This window comes from Rhodococcus sp. USK13 (genome assembly GCF_018343855.1).
Taxonomy (GTDB): domain Bacteria; phylum Actinomycetota; class Actinomycetes; order Mycobacteriales; family Mycobacteriaceae; genus Rhodococcus_F; species Rhodococcus_F oxybenzonivorans.
In genome coordinates, this window is record NZ_CP069242.1 from 1,322,529 (window position 1) to 1,338,627 (window position 16,099).

General features: G+C 66.4%; 15 protein-coding genes. 10 read left to right on the forward strand and 5 right to left on the reverse strand.

The features are described from left to right. Nucleotides 1-48: 48 nt before the first annotated feature. The 4 genes from JQT59_RS08950 to fabG are packed head-to-tail and all read left to right on the forward strand — an operon-like array spanning nt 49 to nt 3,919. The gene (locus JQT59_RS08950) at nt 49-1,272 is read left to right on the forward strand and encodes an acyl-CoA dehydrogenase family protein (RefSeq protein WP_213575823.1); all 1,224 of its coding nucleotides are present in this window, start codon (nt 49-51) and stop codon (nt 1,270-1,272) included. Continuing rightward, nucleotides 1,269-2,399 carry an acyl-CoA dehydrogenase family protein gene (locus JQT59_RS08955; protein WP_213575824.1) on the forward strand — a complete coding sequence of 377 codons (1,131 nt, stop codon included), beginning with the start codon at nt 1,269-1,271 and terminating at the stop codon, nt 2,397-2,399. The genes JQT59_RS08950 and JQT59_RS08955 overlap by 4 nt, the downstream gene beginning before the upstream one ends. Next, on the forward strand, nt 2,399-3,154 hold the full coding sequence (locus tag JQT59_RS08960; RefSeq protein ID WP_213575825.1) for an SDR family NAD(P)-dependent oxidoreductase: 756 nt from the start codon (nt 2,399-2,401) through the stop codon (nt 3,152-3,154). The genes JQT59_RS08955 and JQT59_RS08960 overlap by 1 nt, the downstream gene beginning before the upstream one ends. A gap of 24 nt (nt 3,155-3,178) precedes the next feature. Beyond that, nucleotides 3,179-3,919, forward strand: coding sequence for a 3-oxoacyl-ACP reductase FabG (fabG, locus tag JQT59_RS08965; protein WP_213575826.1), 741 nt, complete (start codon nt 3,179-3,181; stop codon nt 3,917-3,919). An 89-nt stretch (nt 3,920-4,008) separates the two neighbouring features. Here fabG and JQT59_RS08970 read toward each other — a convergent pair whose 3' ends face one another. Both JQT59_RS08970 and JQT59_RS08975 read right to left on the reverse strand, forming a co-directional pair. After that, a complete protein-coding gene (locus JQT59_RS08970) occupies nt 4,009-5,259 on the reverse strand; it encodes a bifunctional 3,4-dihydroxy-2-butanone-4-phosphate synthase/GTP cyclohydrolase II (protein ID WP_213575827.1) in 1,251 nt (416 codons plus the stop codon). A 19-nt stretch (nt 5,260-5,278) separates the two neighbouring features. Then, nucleotides 5,279-5,779, reverse strand: coding sequence for a flavin reductase family protein (locus JQT59_RS08975; RefSeq protein ID WP_007299606.1), 501 nt, complete (start codon nt 5,777-5,779; stop codon nt 5,279-5,281). A gap of 289 nt (nt 5,780-6,068) precedes the next feature. Here JQT59_RS08975 and JQT59_RS08980 point away from each other — a divergent pair, with 289 nt between their 5' ends. The 4 genes from JQT59_RS08980 (at nt 6,069) to JQT59_RS08995 (ending at nt 10,008) form a co-directional block, all read left to right on the forward strand. Then, nucleotides 6,069-7,844, forward strand: coding sequence for a sigma-54-dependent Fis family transcriptional regulator (locus JQT59_RS08980; RefSeq protein WP_213575828.1), 1,776 nt, complete (start codon nt 6,069-6,071; stop codon nt 7,842-7,844). A gap of 68 nt (nt 7,845-7,912) precedes the next feature. Continuing rightward, nucleotides 7,913-9,109 (forward strand): acyl-CoA dehydrogenase family protein, encoded by a 1,197-nt coding sequence (locus JQT59_RS08985; RefSeq protein WP_249354284.1) that lies wholly within the window; start codon nt 7,913-7,915, stop codon nt 9,107-9,109. Between the two features lie 21 nt (nt 9,110-9,130). Further along, a complete protein-coding gene (locus JQT59_RS08990) occupies nt 9,131-9,589 on the forward strand; it encodes a hypothetical protein (protein ID WP_213575829.1) in 459 nt (152 codons plus the stop codon). Beyond that, nucleotides 9,589-10,008 (forward strand): MaoC family dehydratase, encoded by a 420-nt coding sequence (locus tag JQT59_RS08995; RefSeq protein ID WP_213575830.1) that lies wholly within the window; start codon nt 9,589-9,591, stop codon nt 10,006-10,008. Before JQT59_RS08990 ends, JQT59_RS08995 begins: the two co-directional genes overlap by 1 nt. Before the next feature lie 85 nt (nt 10,009-10,093). On the opposite strand, the gene JQT59_RS09000 is transcribed toward JQT59_RS08995, so the two are convergent. Continuing rightward, nucleotides 10,094-11,638, reverse strand: coding sequence for a class I adenylate-forming enzyme family protein (locus tag JQT59_RS09000; RefSeq protein ID WP_502939806.1), 1,545 nt, complete (start codon nt 11,636-11,638; stop codon nt 10,094-10,096). Between the two features lie 208 nt (nt 11,639-11,846). Here JQT59_RS09000 and JQT59_RS09005 point away from each other — a divergent pair, with 208 nt between their 5' ends. Continuing rightward, nucleotides 11,847-12,683: a mycofactocin-coupled SDR family oxidoreductase gene (locus JQT59_RS09005; protein ID WP_283254055.1), complete on the forward strand. Its 837-nt coding sequence runs from the start codon at nt 11,847-11,849 to the stop codon at nt 12,681-12,683. Then, on the forward strand, nt 12,668-13,753 hold the full coding sequence (locus JQT59_RS09010) for a CaiB/BaiF CoA transferase family protein (protein ID WP_249354286.1): 1,086 nt from the start codon (nt 12,668-12,670) through the stop codon (nt 13,751-13,753). Before JQT59_RS09005 ends, JQT59_RS09010 begins: the two co-directional genes overlap by 16 nt. A 94-nt stretch (nt 13,754-13,847) precedes the next feature. Here the strand turns inward: JQT59_RS09010 and JQT59_RS09015 are convergent, their stop codons facing one another. Continuing rightward, nucleotides 13,848-15,182 carry an MFS transporter gene (locus JQT59_RS09015; protein WP_213575834.1) on the reverse strand — a complete coding sequence of 445 codons (1,335 nt, stop codon included), beginning with the start codon at nt 15,180-15,182 and terminating at the stop codon, nt 13,848-13,850. A 5-nt stretch (nt 15,183-15,187) separates the two neighbouring features. Next, the gene (locus JQT59_RS09020) at nt 15,188-16,033 is read right to left on the reverse strand and encodes a mycofactocin-coupled SDR family oxidoreductase (RefSeq protein ID WP_213575835.1); all 846 of its coding nucleotides are present in this window, start codon (nt 16,031-16,033) and stop codon (nt 15,188-15,190) included. Between the last annotated feature and the right edge of the window lie 66 nt (nt 16,034-16,099).

Below are 16,099 nucleotides of genomic sequence, written 5' to 3' on the forward strand. Positions count from 1 at the left end.
TCCGTGTGAGAGTCGGGCAGACATCGTTGACAGAAGGATTCGAGCCGTATGACTGACACGACCACCGCCGCCGCGGACTCCGCCGGCGATCCCGTCACTGAGGACGGGCTGCCCACCTACGTGGCTGACTTCCTGTCCATGCACGATCCGGCTGCCACACCCCGGATCGATTTCCTTCGTGCCCGGTTCGATGCAGGCCTGGCATGGGTGCAGTACCCGATCGGCTGCGGTGGCCTCGGCCTCGACGCCGCCGCACAGTCGATCGTCGACGCAGCGCTGGAGGCCGTCGCGGCTCCGGACAACGCGCCGCACCGTAACGTCATCGGCCTCGGCATGGCAGCGCCGACGATTCTCGCTCACGGCACACCGGAACAGCAGCGCCAATGGCTGCGGCCGCTGTGGACGGGCGAAGAGATCTGGTGCCAGCTGTTCAGTGAACCCGCAGCGGGCTCGGACCTGGCGTCGCTGGGAACCAAAGCGGTACCCGACGGCACGGATTGGGTCGTCAACGGGCAGAAGGTCTGGACATCGCTGGCCCATGAGGCGAGCTGGGCTCTGCTGATCGCCCGCACCGATCCCTCCGTGCCCAAGCACCGCGGCCTGACGTACTTCGTCTGCGACATGCGCTCGCCTGGTGTCGATGTCCGTGCGCTGCGCCAGCTGACAGGCGAAGCGGAGTTCAACGAGGTCTTCCTCGACAACGTCCGGGTGCCGGATGACAACCGGCTCGGCGAGATCGGCGCCGGATGGAGGGTCACCCAATCGACGCTGATGAACGAGCGCGTCGCCATCGGCGCCGGGGCCGCACCACGCGAAGGTGGACCGATCGGCTTCCTCGCCGACCTGTGGCGGCGTGAGGACACCCATCGCACCATCGGATCCTTCGACAAGCTGGTGCAGCTGTGGGTCGAAGCCGAGACGATGCGCCTGACCACCGAACGCCTTCGTCAGCAGGCAGCGGCAGGAACCCCGGGCCCCGAAGGGTCCGGATCCAAGCTTGCCTACTCGCTTCTCGCGCAACGAGTGTCGAGCCTCGAACTCGACATTCTCGGTGACCGAGGACTCCGGTTCGACGACTGGAGCTTCCGTCGCCCAAACCTCGACGACGAACGCAACCGCCCCGCCGGATACCGATTCCTGCGCACCAAGGGCAACTCGATCGAGGGTGGCACCTCGGAGATCATGCGCAACATCATCTCCGAACGAATCCTCGGCCTGCCTGCAGAAAGCCGCACCGACACCACCATCCCCTGGAACGAGCTGCCCCGATGACCACCGGCATTGAACGTCCTTCTACCGACCTGCTCTACTCCGAGCAGGAAGAGTTCCTTCGCGAGACCGTCCGGGACGTCTTGAACAAGGCCTGTGACTGGACCTCAGTTCTTGCCCTTACCGAGTCTGAGAGCGCGATCGACCGCTCGCTGTGGCGCACGCTCGCCGCAGAGGTCGGCGGCGCCGCGCTGGCCCTCCCCGAGGACATCGGCGGCGCCGGCGCGAGTTGGCGTGAGACCGCCGTGGTACTCGAGGAACTGGGCCGCTCGATCGCCCCGGTGCCGTACCTGGGTAGTTCCGTCATCGCCACCGTCTACGCGCAAGAGATCGGGGCCGGCGACCTCCTCGCGAGCCTGGCCGCCGGTGAGACGATCGCGGCTGTCGCGGTTTCTGCCGGCTCACCATGGTTCCGACCCCTCCCACCGGTTGTCACGGCCTCCGATTCCACCCTGACCGGAACCGTCTCGACAGTGGCAGATGCCGCCGCAGCGGACACCCTGCTCGTACCCGTCGGCGAGGACACGTACCTGATCGACCCGGCCGCAGCCGGTGTCCGGTGCACCCAGGTGGTATCGCTCGACGAGACCAGACCGCTGGTCGACATCGAGTTCAGCGCGGCACCAGCCCAGCGCCTCGAAGGCACCCAGCCGGCCGGTGCCGCGACCGCAGCAGCCCTGCGCGCGGGCACCGCGCTACTCGCATCCGAACAACTCGGTCTCGCCGAACACTGCCTCACCGCCACGGTCGAATACCTCGGTGTTCGACGCCAGTTCGGGCGGGCCCTCGGGTCGTACCAGGCACTCAAGCACCGCCTGGCCGACCTGTGGGTCCAGATCAACCAGGCCCGGGCCGCCGCCCGGTACGCCGCGGACTGCCTCGCCGCGGGCAGCGACGATCTCGCCGTCGCGGCCGCCGTCGCCCACTCGTGGTGCTCCGAGGTCGCCGTGCACGCAGCGGAGGAGTACGTGCAACTCCACGGCGGCATCGGATTCACCTGGGAGCACCCCGCCCACCTCTACCTCAAGCGCGCCAAGAGTTCGACCCTGATGTTCGGCGGTCCGGACATCCACCGCACCCACCTCGCGGGTCTGGTCAACCTTCCGCTTCCGACGCTGGAGAACATCTGATGACCGATCTGACCGGGCGCGTTGCGGTGGTGACAGGCGGAAACGGCGGCATCGGGCTGGGCTTGGCCGAAGGCCTCGCCGCCGCCGGTGCCGACGTCGCGATCTGGGCGCGCAACGTCGAACGTAGCGCTGCCGCCGTCGATGCCCTGCGCGGGCGCGGCGTCCGCGCGCACGCCATTGCCTGTGACATCGGCAGCGAAGACGACGTGCGCCGTGCCGTCGCCGACACCGTCGAGACGATGGGCCGGATCGACATCCTGATGGCCAACGCGGGGATCGCCGACGACAAGCCGTACCTCGAGACCTCGCTGGACGACTGGCACCGGGTCATCCGAACCAACCTCGACGGCACATTCCTCACGACCCGGGAAGTGGGCCGCTACCTCGTCGATCGAGGCGAGGGCGGCGCAATGGTCATCGTTTCGTCGACGATCACCCGCTACGGCGGAGCGGGCCAAGCCGCCTACGCGGCCAGCAAATCCGGGGCGAGCGCTATCGGCCGCACCCTCGCCGTGGAGTTCGCCCGGCACCGGATCCGCTGCAACATCCTCATTCCCGGCTGGGTGGCGACCCCGATGAACGAGTACCTGCAGGAGAACGAGCGGTTCATGGACGCGACCACGAAGAGGACACCCGTCCGGCGATGGGCCACTCCCGATGAATTCCATTCCGTAGCAGCATTTCTCGCTGACCCCAACCTGACATTCCACACCGGAAACGACGTCGTCGTCGACGGCGGCTACACCATCTTCTGATCATCGGCGCAAGGAGCCCATCGAATGAACCTCACCTGTGACTTCTCAACCAGGACCGTGCTCGTCACCGGAGCAGCCCAGGGTATCGGCAAGGCGATTGCCGAGTTCTTCCGTACTGCCGGGGCACGCGTCGCGGTCGCCGACCGCGACGCCACCGAACTGGAGAAGACGTGGGGCTCGCCGTCGCAGACCGTGCTCCCGGTGGCCATGGACGTGGCCGATCCGACATCGGTAGCGTCAGGCATCGGCATCATCGTCGACACCTGGGGGTCGGTGGACGTGGCGGTCAACAACGCCGGAATCGCCCGCGACTCGGTGGTGTGGAAGCTGACCGACGATCAGTGGAAGGCCGTACTCGACGTCCACCTCGGCGGAACCTTCAACGTCACCCGGGCGGTGGTGCCCCACATGCGGAAGGCCGGCTTCGGCCGGATCGTCAACGTCACGTCCTACACGGGCATGCACGGCAACGTCGGGCAGGCGAACTACGCGGCCGCCAAGGGCGGCATCATCGCCTTCACCAAGACCGTCGCCAAAGAAACCGCACGATTCGGCATCACGGCAAACGCAATCTCGCCGAACGCCGCGACAGCGATGGTGGCAGCGATCCCGGCCGAGCGCCTCGCCGAGATGACGGAGACGGTGCCGCTCGGGCGGTTCGCAGACCCCTCCGAAATGGCTGCCGCAGTCGCATTCCTGGCATCGGAGGAAGCGAGCTACATCACCGGGGTGGTCCTGCCCGTCGACGGTGGCGTGTCGATGTAGCCCATCTCGGCCGACAACAGAATCGGGGTGGCGGGGAGCAGCAACGCTCACCCGCCACCCCGATTCGTGCTGTGCGCGAGAGGTTGCCGTCAGTCGCCGACCGCCGGGGGGATCTCGAGCAGGTGCCCCATCCGGTCCCGCTTGGTGCGCAGGTAGGCCACGTTCTCCGGGGTCGTGTGCACCGGCAGTTGCACCCGTTCGGCGATCTCGAGGCCGTAGCCATCGAGGCCGGTGTACTTCTCGGGGTTGTTGGTGATCAGACGCATTCGGCGCACACCGAGATCGACGAGAATCTCCGCGCCGACGCGGTAGTCGCGGCTGTCGACGGGCAGACCCAGAGCCTCGTTGGCCTCGACCGTGTCGGCGCCGTTCTCCTGCAGGGTGTAGGCGCGGAGCTTGTGACCGAGTCCGATCCCGCGGCCCTCGTGCCCGCGGAGATACACCAGCACGCCGACTCCTTCCGCGGCGATGCGCCGCAGCGACTCGCGGAACTGGACGCCGCAGTCGCAGCGCAGCGATCCGGCGAGATCCCCGGTGAGGCATTCGCTGTGGACCCGGACGAGTACGCCGGCCGGGTTGCCCGTGTACGCGGTCAGGTCACCGACCGTCAGCGCGAGATGCTCGGTTCCGTCGGCAGTGGCCCGGTACGCGTGGGCCCGAAAGTGACCGAACTCGGTGGGCAGCTCGGCACTGCCGGTCGCGATGACGGACGATTCCCGCTCACGCCGGTACCGGACCAGGTCGGTGATGGTGATCTTGGTGAGCTGGTGTTCCTCGACGAAGTCGTCGAGCGACCGGCCGGCGCGCATAGCGCCGGAGTCCTCGACGATCTCGCCGATCACCCCGACCGTCGGAAGTCCCGCCAGAGTCAGCAGGTCGACAGCCGCTTCCGTGTGCCCGGCGCGTTCGAGGACGCCGCCGGCCCGGGCGACGAGCGGGAACACGTGACCGGGTCGGCGCAGGTCCGCGGTGTGGCAATCGGGGTCCGCGAGGGCGCGGAGGGTTCGGGCGCGGTCGACTGCCGACACACCCGTCGTGGTACCGACGTGGTCGACGGTGATCGTGAACGCTGTGCTGTGGCAATCGGTGTTGTTTCCGACCATCTGGGGCAGGTGCAGTCTGTCGGCGCGCGCCGCGGACATCGGAGCGCAGAGGATGCCGGTGCTGTGGCGCACCATGAACGCGACCTGGTCTGCGGTGATGGTTGCCGCGCAGCCGATGAGATCACCTTCGTTCTCACGGCCTGGGTCGTCGACCACGACCACCAGCCGTCCGGCGCGAAGGTCTGCCAGTGCCGTCTCGATCGTCGACGTGGTCACGGTGATCTCCTTCTCGGGCATGGGGTTACAGGGTCTCGGGTCAGTTCCGGCCGGAGCGTGGGGCGGGGGTGAAGGTGCGGTCGAAGTAGACGACCGGAGCCGGGTCGCCGAGTCCGACCGACACCACCTCGCCGACGAGGATCGTGTGGTCGCCTCCCGGGTAGCGGGCGTGTGCCCGGCATTCGAGTACCACCGGGGCATCGGCGAGGTGCGGGAGCCCTGAGGTGTGCGGGGTGAAGTCGTCTCCGGCGAATTTGTCGGCGCCTCGGGTCGCGAACCGCCGGGCGATCGATTCGTGCTCCATCCCCGCGATGTGGACCAGCCAGGTGTCCGCGCGTTCGAAGCTCTCGTGACACTCCGCGCCGGTGGCCAGGCAAACGAGGACCAACTGCGGATCCATCGACACCGAGCAGAACGAGCTCGCGGTGAAACCCCGCTGGTGACCCTGTTCGTCGACCGTGGTGACGATGGTGACGCCGCTGGGAAACCGCGCCATCGCCTCTCGGAAGTTGGGGGCGTCGGCCGTGATGTCGGCGGTCATGGTGGGCCTCGATTCGTAGTGCAGGTGGTGACAGGGGTCACTGTATGGAGCGCAGAACGGCGGGGTTGTCGCAGATCGGGACAGCGCGGCGACCGATGCCGGCTGCGGCGGTGCACATCGCGACATCCGAACCCGCGCGGATCTGCCGCAGCACTGTTGACGCTATGTCAGTAGCTTGTCATCATGGACGTGTTGCACCTCACAGCCTGGACAGGTCTGTGGTGGGCGACGCCGGAAATGCGTGTGCCGCGGACTCTCGGGCCCCGGCCATGACGAAAGGACACCCGCCTTGTCACTCGACGACCGCACCCGCACCTTGCTGCACGAGCGTGAGCTCTTCCTCGAGGGCGCGGACCCGACCCAACGGGGCATCGTCCGCAAGGAGATCGCACAGTCCTGGAAACGTTCCCTGATGTACGGTCTCGAACCGGAGCACTCGCGACCCACCTTCCGTCCGGAGTCGCAGTCCTCGGAACAACTGCTGTCCGTGGCGGTTCCGGTGATCGAATCCAAGCGCGGTGCCCTCGTCGATTCGTCGAGCAGCCTGACGGTGACGGATGCGAGCGGTTGGGTTGTCGCACGGTGGGTCGAGGACAGCCGCTTCTCGCGGCGCCTGGACCGGCACGACGTCCTTCCCGGGTACTCCTTCGCCGAGACCACGGTCGGTACCAACAGCGGCGGCATGGTCCTCGAAACCGGGCGCCCCGCGCTCGTCGCCGGTCCCGAACACTTCTTCGAGGAGTCGCTGCAGCTCACCTGCGCCGGCGCACCGATCCTCCATCCGGTCACCAAGCGGCTGATCGGAACGCTGAATCTGACCTGCCGATACAGCGACACCAACCCGATCATGTTGTCCTGGGTATGTGAGGTCGCCGCCCAGATCACGCAGGCGCTCGCCACCTCGGCCACCCGCCGCGAACAGCTTCTGTTCGAGGCCTTCCTCGCTGACAACCGCGACAGTCGACACGCGGTGATCTGTCTCGACGAGCAGACCATCATCAGCAACGCCGCGGCCGCCCGAATCCTCGGACCATCCGATCAGGCGATCCTGTGGGAACACGCTGCCCGGGCTCTGCGATCCGATACCGATACCGACGCGGCCCTCGAGAAGACGGTGTCGCTCGCAGACGGCGCCGCGGTAGGCGTCGACGTGGTGCCGGTGACCGACGGCCCCGCCACCGTCGGTGCGCTGCTTCGGCTCAAGGTCGCCAGTCACCCGTCACGCAGCGGTCGTGCGCCCGAACCCGTGCCCGTGCTCGGTGAGCTCGTCGGAAACTCGCCTGCGTGGCGTGCCATGTGTCACGCGGTCACCGACGCCGGAAACCGCGCACTGCTCTTGACCGGCCAGCCCGGCGTCGGAAAGTTTGCAGTTGCGCGTGCGTTGGTCGACGAGCCCGACACCGCCGTGGTCGATGCACTGACGCAATCGCCCACGAGCGTGGACTGGGGCACCCGAATCGCCGATGCCATCGCTCGGACTCCGTCGCTGCTGATTCTCCGGCGCATCGACGCCCTCGATCCCGACGACCTGCGCGAAACCGCAACCGCGGTTGCCCGCGCCCGCGCCCGGCAGATCCGAGTCGTGGCAACCACGAGCGCCCCGACCACCGCGCTCCCGCAGCTGGTGGAATGGTTCGATCGAGTCGTCGAGGTTCCCTCGCTCGCCGACCGTGCGGGCGATCTTCCGCTGCTGCTCGAGGCGGTCAGTAGGCGCTACAGCCCGCCGAACCAGAGGATCCACTGGATGCCCGATGCGGTCCAAGCCCTCGGCCGCATCGACTGGGATCGCAATGTCGCCGGACTCGACGCACTCGTACGTGAACTCGTCGCCGGCCGCAGCCGCCGGTACATCGGAGCGCAGGACCTGCCGATCGAGCACCGCGTACAGGCGTCCCGCCGGCAGTTACAGGGCCTCGAACAGATGGAGGCGAAGGCGATCATGAATGCGCTCCGCGACGCCGGCGGGAACAAGCGCCTCGCCTCGGATCGGCTCGGGATCGCGCGATCCACGCTGTACCGGAAGGTTCGATCACTCGGTATCGACATCGACTCCGCCAATTTCTGACGGGACGGTCCTGGCGGTGGCGCAGGTTGCGACATCCACCACCCGGCTTCGAGACACACAATCGACCCATGGTGTCTCAATCGACAGAAACTCAACCCGACGCGTCGCTACCGCTCATCGCCGATGAAGAGGAAACCCTCCTACGGGAGACGGTCGCCCGCATCGTCGCCAAGTACGGGCACGACTATTACCAGAAGTGTTCGGCCACCGGAGAACCGATGCAGGACCTCTGGGACGAACTCGGTCGCAACGGCTACCTCGGCCTCAATATCGCAGAGGAGTACGGCGGCAGCGGCGCCGGCCTGACCCAGCAGGCGATCGTCAGCGAAGAGCTGGCGGCGGGCGGCTGCCCGGAGCTGGCCATGGTGCTCTCCCAAGGCATCGCGGGCAGCGTGTTCGGACGGCACGGAACCGAGGAACAGAAGCGGCAGTATCTTCCCGGGATCGCGAGTGGCGAGAAGAAATTCGTCTTCGCGCTAACCGAGCCGGACGCCGGATCGAACTCGCACAACGTCTCGACCACCGCGACCCGCGACGGCGACGACTACATCGTCAAGGGCACCAAGTACTACATCTCGGGTGTCGACCACTGTGATCACTTCCTCCTCGTCGCTCGTACCGGAACCGACGAGAAGACCGGCCGCGGCCGGCTGACGTTGTTCGTCGTCGACCCGGACGTCGACGGGCTGACCCGCGAGCTTATTCCGACGGCCCTGTCCGCGCCCGAACGCCAATTCACCCTCTTCTTCGACAACGTGCGTATCCCCGCCGAACGAGTGGTCGGCGAAGTCGACAAGGGCTTGGTGCCGCTGTTCGACGGTCTGAACCCCGAGCGGGTACTGAGTGCAGTGATCTGTACCGGTATCGCCCGCTACGCCATCGACAAGGCGTGCCGCTACGTCAAGGAACGGACCGTGTGGGGCACGACCCCGATCGGCAGCTATCAGGCCGTCCAGCACCCCCTGGCGGCCGCCAAGATCGAGCTCGAGGCAGCCCGCGGCATGACGTGGAAGGCGGCCGCGCTCTACGACGCCGGCCTGCCCGCCGGGGAAGCGGCGAACATGGCCAAGTACCTCGCCTCCAAGGCCGGGCACCATGCCCTCGACACTGCCATCCAGGTCCACGGTGGCAACGGTTTGGCGCTCGAGTACGGACTCGCCGACCTGTGGTCGATCGTGCGTCTGCAGCAGATCGCGCCGGTGTCCTCGGAGATGGTGCTCAATCACATCGCCCAGCACACCCTCGGTTTGCCCCGCTCCTACTGATTCACGAAAGGCATCACCCCGATGACTGCTGCAGTCAAGGAGCTGGACCCCGGCCTGGTCGGCCGGCAGCTGCCCGGAGACACCACCACCATCTCGCGGCACCAGTCCGCGATCACCGATCACGCGCTCCACGCGGCCGCCGACCGCGACGCGGGCGAGAGCGCCCACTCGATCTGGTTCCTCATCATCGCGTTGCGTGGCATGGGCATCAGCGTCGACGAGTTGTGCGCACTGGCAGACAAGCGAGACACCGACACCCTGCTGTTCGGGACCTGCGGTATCGACCAGATCCAGCCGCTGGCGGTGGGCCACACCTACCGGACGACCGCCTCGATCGACAATATCGATCGGCGCACCACCAGAGACGGATCGATCCTCGACAGCCTCACCGTGACGGTGACCCTGTTCGACACCACCGCACCGACCGACCCCGTCGGTGCGGTGACGAGCGTCTACCTGTTCAAGAGAGGGCAGAACTGATGTCCACCAACGAGATCACGCCCGGCTACACGATCCCGCCGTTCGTCGTGGACCCGGTCGACGGTGAACACATCCGGCAGATCGCACTGATCCTCGACGACCCCAACCCCATCCACTTCGACCTGGACGCGGTCGCCGCCGCAGGTATGGGCGACCGGGAAATCAATCAGGGCGGCTCGACGATGGCGTACATCATCGACATGATCACCTCATGGACAGGCACCCGGTCCGCCCTCCGGCGGATCAAGTGCCGATTCCGCGACAACGTCCGCGCCGGCGATGCGGTCACCGCCGGCGGGACGGTGCTCGAGGTGACCGGCGGCGGCAACCGCCGCGCGCTGTGCGAGGTCTGGGTCGACCGAGGCGACGGCACACGCGTCATCGACGGAACGGTCGTCGTCGACATTCCCGAAGAGTGATTCGACGCAACGGCATTCGCAAACTGAAGGAGGGTGGTGCACATTGTGCACCACCCTCCTTCAGGGCTAGGTGAAACGTCTGGGTTCAGCGGAACATCCGCTTGAGCTCCGGCTTGTTGATCTTGTTGTTCCCGGTTCGCGGCAGCGCGGGGACCATCTCGATCCGTCGAGGTCGTGAGAGCCCCCTCAGGTCGGGATGGTGCTGACAGAACTCGGCGATATCGGCCACCGTCACTCCCTCGCGGGACGCGACGACGATCGCTGTCACCTGCTCGACCCACCGCTCGTGTGGCGTTCCGATAACGGCAACTTCAGCGACGTCCGGGGACGAGGCCAGGTAGTTCTCCACCATCTGCGGATAAACGTTCTCGCCGCCGCTGATGATCATGTCGTCGATCCGCTCGACGTATTGGAGCTGTCCGTCGGGCCGAACCCTCATCAGGTCACCCGTTCGAAACCAGCCATCGGTGAACCGCTCCGCATCGGCGTCGGGCCGCTTCCAGTAGCCCGGCGTCACCGCATCACCACGCACCTGCAGTTCCCCGATCTCGGCGCTGCCCTCGGCGACGCGCTGCTGGGTGGTCGGGTCGACCAACCGCCACTGCACCACCTGCCCGAGTGGCCGGCCCAAACATACCGGCAACGGGTTCTCCCCGATCCGTTCGCACGCCGCCAACCCGTTCTGCTCGGTTTGGCCGTAGATGTTGATCACCGAGCCGATCCCGGTTGCCTCACCGAACCGTCGCAGCGGGCCCTCCGGAAGCCCCGATCCACCGACCGCGCAGATCCGCACACTATGTAGCTGCACCGGTTCCGCGCCACTCATACGGTTGGCAACATCGATTGCCATGGTCGGGACCAGCGCCACATAACTCGGTGACCAACGTCGCGCCAGATCGACCCACCCGAGCGGATCCCATTTCGACATCAGCGTGACCGACCCGCCGGCGACGAGGACCGGCAGGGAAATCAGCTGCAGACCGCCGACATGGAACAGGGGAGTGCACACGAGTGCGCTGTCATCGGCGTTCAAGCCGAAGATGTCAATCGTGGCGTCGACAGCGGCCCCTGTCGTCCGATGAGTTTGCCGAACACCCTTCGGGATTCCGGTCGAACCGCTGGTGTACATCAGGAGTGCCTCGTCCCCGTCGAGCCGAGGCACAATCTCGTCGCGCTCGGGCAGCGTCGTCACGTCGTGCCACGTCCAGGTCGCGCCGGCGGTGGCGGCGTCCGGCCCTACCGCCAGGATCCGCTCCGCGCCGCCCAGCCCGTCGCACACGTCCTGGATCAGCTCGACCTCGCTGTCGGCAACCACGATCAGCGTGGGATCGGAGTCTTCGACAGCGTGCCGCAGGGGTCCCCGCGGGACGGACAGGTTGTACGGCACCGCAATCGCGCCCGCCATCCAGATCCCGAGGAGAAAGCAGAAGGACTCGAGCCGGTTGGAGGCGTAGACCCCGACACGATCGCCAGGCACCACACCGACGGAGTCGAGAAACGCCGAGAACTGCCGGGAGACGGCGACGAACTGCTCGAACGTCAGCTCATCACCACCGAATCGTACTGCGACCGCGTCGGGGGGTCGGCGCGCTGCGACGCGGACGAGGACGTTGGAAAGGTTCACGTGCATCCTTCGTCAGAAGTAAAGGTCCGGAAGCCGACCGGCACGAAAGTCGCCGAAATCAGCCTGTGGTGTAGAAGTACACCCCCGTTCGCGGCCCGAGGATGTCGCAATCGAATACACCCGCCGGGCACTGTCGCAAAACGCGACAACCCCGGCCCCACCTCCGCACAGAGAATGTGTCGTACGACACAACATCTGTACAAGTAGAGGAGTAGTGGTGGGTCGAATTGAAGGCAAGGTCGCCCTGATCACGGGAGCGGCACGAGGCCAGGGGCGAGAGCACGCGATTCGCCTCGCCGAAGAAGGAGCGGACATCATCGCGGTCGATGTCCCGCGGGAGATCATCGACATCGGGTACGAAGCCGGCACGGCCGACGAACTCGCCGAGACCGCCCGTTTCGTCGAAAAACTCGGTCGCCGCGTCATCACGTTCGAGGTCGACGTCCGCGAGGCCGAGGCCCTGACGAACGGGGTGAACGGGGCTGTCGCCGAACTCGGTCGACTCGACATCGTCTCCGCCAACGCCGGCATCGCGAGCAACCCACACCTGGCGCACGAGATTCCCGAAACGACGTGGCAGCAGATGCTCGACATCAACCTCACCGGTGTCTGGCATACGGCCAAGGCCGCCATCCCACACCTGATCGAAGGCGGCCAGGGCGGCGCGATCGTCCTCACCAGCTCGGCTGCGGGGCTGAAGGGTTACGCCCACATTGCCCACTACGTCTCCGCCAAGCACGGTGTCGTCGGGCTGATGCGCAGCCTCGCGAACGAACTCGCTCCGCACGGCATCCGAGTGAACTCCATCCACCCCACTCAGGTGGATACCCCGATGATCCAGAACGAGGGCACGTACCGAATCTTCCGCCCAGACCTCGAGGCTCCGACCCGGGAGGACTTCGAGCCCGCGTCGGCGTCGACGAACGCCCTGCCGATTCCCTGGGTGGAGCCGCGGGATGTCAGCAATGCACTGCTGTTCCTGGTCTCGGACGAGGCACGGTACATCACCGGCGCCACCCTGCCCGTCGACGCGGGATGCCTGATCAAGTGACCGACACGCACCATGGGCCCCTCGCCGGAATCCGAGTCCTCGAACTCGCCGGCCTGGGGCCCGCCCCACATGCAGCACTCATGCTCGCCGACCTCGGCGCCGACGTCGTCCGGGTTCAACGCCCCGACCCCTCCAGTACCCCGGCCCCGGACCCCACGCTGCGCGGACGCCGAATCGTCACCGCGAACCTGAAAGACCCGGACGACCTCGACGACGTCCGGGCGCTCGCGCTGAAGGCCGACATCCTGATCGAAGGATTCAGGCCGGGAGTCGCCGAGCGGCTCGGCCTGGGCCCGGACACCTTCGCAAACGTCAACCCCGGCTTGATCTACGGGCGAATGACCGGGTGGGGTCAGGACGGCCCGTGGGCCGCAAAACCCGGCCACGACATCAACTTCATCGCTGCCACGGGCGTACTGAACGCGATCGGACCGGCTGAAGGTCCTCCGTTACCGCCACTGAATCTCATCGGCGATTTCGGTGGCGGCTCGATGTTCCTGATCGCGGGGCTACTGGCCGCGCTCGTCGAGCGGGCACGGTCCGGACGAGGCCAGGTGGTCGACGCGGCGATGCTCGACGGAACCCTGACCCTGGCCCACTCGGTCTGGGCGATGCGAGCCGCCGGCGACTGGACCGATGAGCGAGGTGCCAACGTGCTCGACGGGGGTGCACCGTATTACGACTGCTACCGGACAGCCGACGGCGGCTACATGGCTGTGGGAGCGATCGAGCCGCAGTTCTATCAGGCGCTCCTCGACGGTCTCGCCATCGAGGAAGCACCCGATCGCGACGACCGGTCCCGATGGCCGGAGCTCCGTGAGCTGTTCACAACAGCGTTCGCGACCCGGAGCCGCGCCGAGTGGGAGACAGTCTTCGACTCGATCGACGCCTGCGTGACCCCGGTGCTGTCATTCGACGAAGTGTCCGGTCAGCCTCAGGTGGCCCACCGGCAGGCGATCGGTCCTCGCGACGGCGTTCTGCAGCCCGGTGCCGCACCGCGCCTGTCCCGAACACCCAACAGAGCCGGCCAGGCCGCCGTGGTCCTGACCGACATCAGCTCGATCTGGTGAACGAGGAGCTTCGGGGCCACACCACTCAGTGACCCCGAAGCTCCCCTCCGACAGCGACGTTCGCAATCGTGAATCGACCGCGATCGATTCACGATCAGATCGACGACACGTCCACCGTCTCCTCCGTCCGGCTGGTGGCTGCCGGCCGGTAGGTTTCGCGGGCGGAAGCGATCGCCCAGATACTCAGGACACCCGCAACGGTCACGTAGGCGCCGACCGAAAGCACGGTGCCGGTCCAGGCGAACAGGCTCGTTGCAATCAGTGGAGCGAACCCCCCGCCCAGGACTGCGCCGAGTTGGTAACCGAGGGACGCGCCCGAGTACCGCACCTCGGCGGGGAACATCTCATAGTAGAAGGCGGCCATCGGGCCGTAGAGTGCGCCCAGTGTGATTCCAGGGAGCAGTGCCGCGAACAGCATCAACAAAATGCTGCCGGTGCCGAGGAGCAACACGAACGGGAACGCCGACGCGGTGGTCGCGACTGCCGCGATCAGCAGGACTCGTTTGCGCCCAACCTTGTCCGACACCAAGGCGAACATCGGAATCGAGGCGACGGTGACTGCGCTGGAGATGAGAACCACCCACGGTGCCGTCGACTTCGACACACCCTCTGCGGTGGCGAACGAGACGAGGAACACCGTCACGATGTAGTAGTACACCTGAACGACCAGGATCATCCCCGCTGCCTGCAGGACCTCGCGCGGGTGCTGACGCAGCGCCGTGACGATCGGTGACCGCGGCCGCACCGGAACATCGGCGGACTTCTGCTCGGCCGCCCGCGCCTGCAACTGCTTGAACTCGTCGGAGTCCTCGATGGTGATCTGGATGTAGAGACCAAGGGCAACCACAATCGCACTGAGCAAGAAAGGGATGCGCCAGCCCCAGGATTGGAGTGCCTCCGTGCTCATCGATGCGACAACGACCAGAAACACGAGATTGGACAGGATCACCGCGAGCGACGGACCCACCTGCGCGAAGCTGCCGAAGAAACCACGCCTATGCGGTGGGGCGTTCTCGGTCACGATCAGCATGGCCCCGCCGTACTGTCCGCCGACTGCGATCCCTTGCACTGCGCGCAGCATCAGCAGAATCACCGGAGCAGCGATTCCGATCTGCGCGTAGCTCGGAATCAGTCCGATCAGGAAAGTGGCCACGCCCATCATCAGCATCGCGACGACCAGCATGGCCTTGCGTCCGAGGCGGTCGCCGTAGTGACCGAAGATGATGCCACCGAGGGGCCGGAACAGGAACCCGACACCAAAGGTTGCAAACGCCGCGATCGTACCGACGATCGGGCTGACCTCGGGGAAAAACACCTTGTTGAAGACCAGCGCCGCCGCGGTCCCGTAGATGAAGAAGTCATACCATTCGAGCGTGCTGGCGCTCAGAGCCGAGACCAGCAACCGCCGAAGGCTCTTGCCTGCAGCCATGGTGATCAGCTCGGATTCGGGTTGAAGGTGGACAGGACCAGGTGGCCGCCGTCGACTGGGAGCTCAACTCCGGTGACTCGGCGCGCGGCGTCGGAAGCGAGGTACACCACAGCTCCGCTGATCTCGTCAGGCTCGATCAGACCTCCGATCGCGTGCCAATGGCGCGCAGCGGCCTCGTGGTCGGCGCGGGTGGAGCCCGGCTTTCCGCCGGTCATGTCATAGCAGCCCTGCCAGTTCGTCATCGCAGTGTCGACAAATCCCGGCAGGATCGCGTTGACCCTGACGCCGTAGGGAGCGAACTCCAATGCGGCGGCTTTCATCAGACCGAGCGCACCGTGCTTGGCCGCGGTGTAGTGAGCGGCGCCGGCCTGCGCCTCCACCCCGTTGACCGATGCGGTGATGATCACCGATCCCGATCGCTGCGTGATCAGCTGTGGTGCTACCGCTCTCAGGGTCCGCCAGACCCCGTTGAGGTTGACGTCGATGGTATCGAGCCAGTCCTCGTCGGTCAGATCCCACAACGCTCCGCGCGTCCAGATGCCGTGGTTGATCACCACGATGTCGATGCTCCCGAACGCGGCAACCGTCTCCGCCACCGCCACATCGAGTGCGGATGACGAGCGGGCGTCCGCCTGGTGCGCGGCGACCCGCACACCCAGCGCGCCAACGGACTTCGCTGCGAACGTGAGATCCTCCTCGGCCGCCAGTCCGTACTGGACCGAGTCGATTTGCTCGCAGATGTCGAGCAGGATGATGTCCGCGCCCTCGTTCGCCAGTGCGTGTGCGTGTGCCAGCCCCTGGCCGCGTGCGCCACCGGTAACCAGTGCGACCTTCCCGTCGAGAGTTCCCATATCCATGATCCTTTCGATGCCGACCCCTTGGTCGCTACGAACGGTAGGTGTGCCGCGGGTCACATG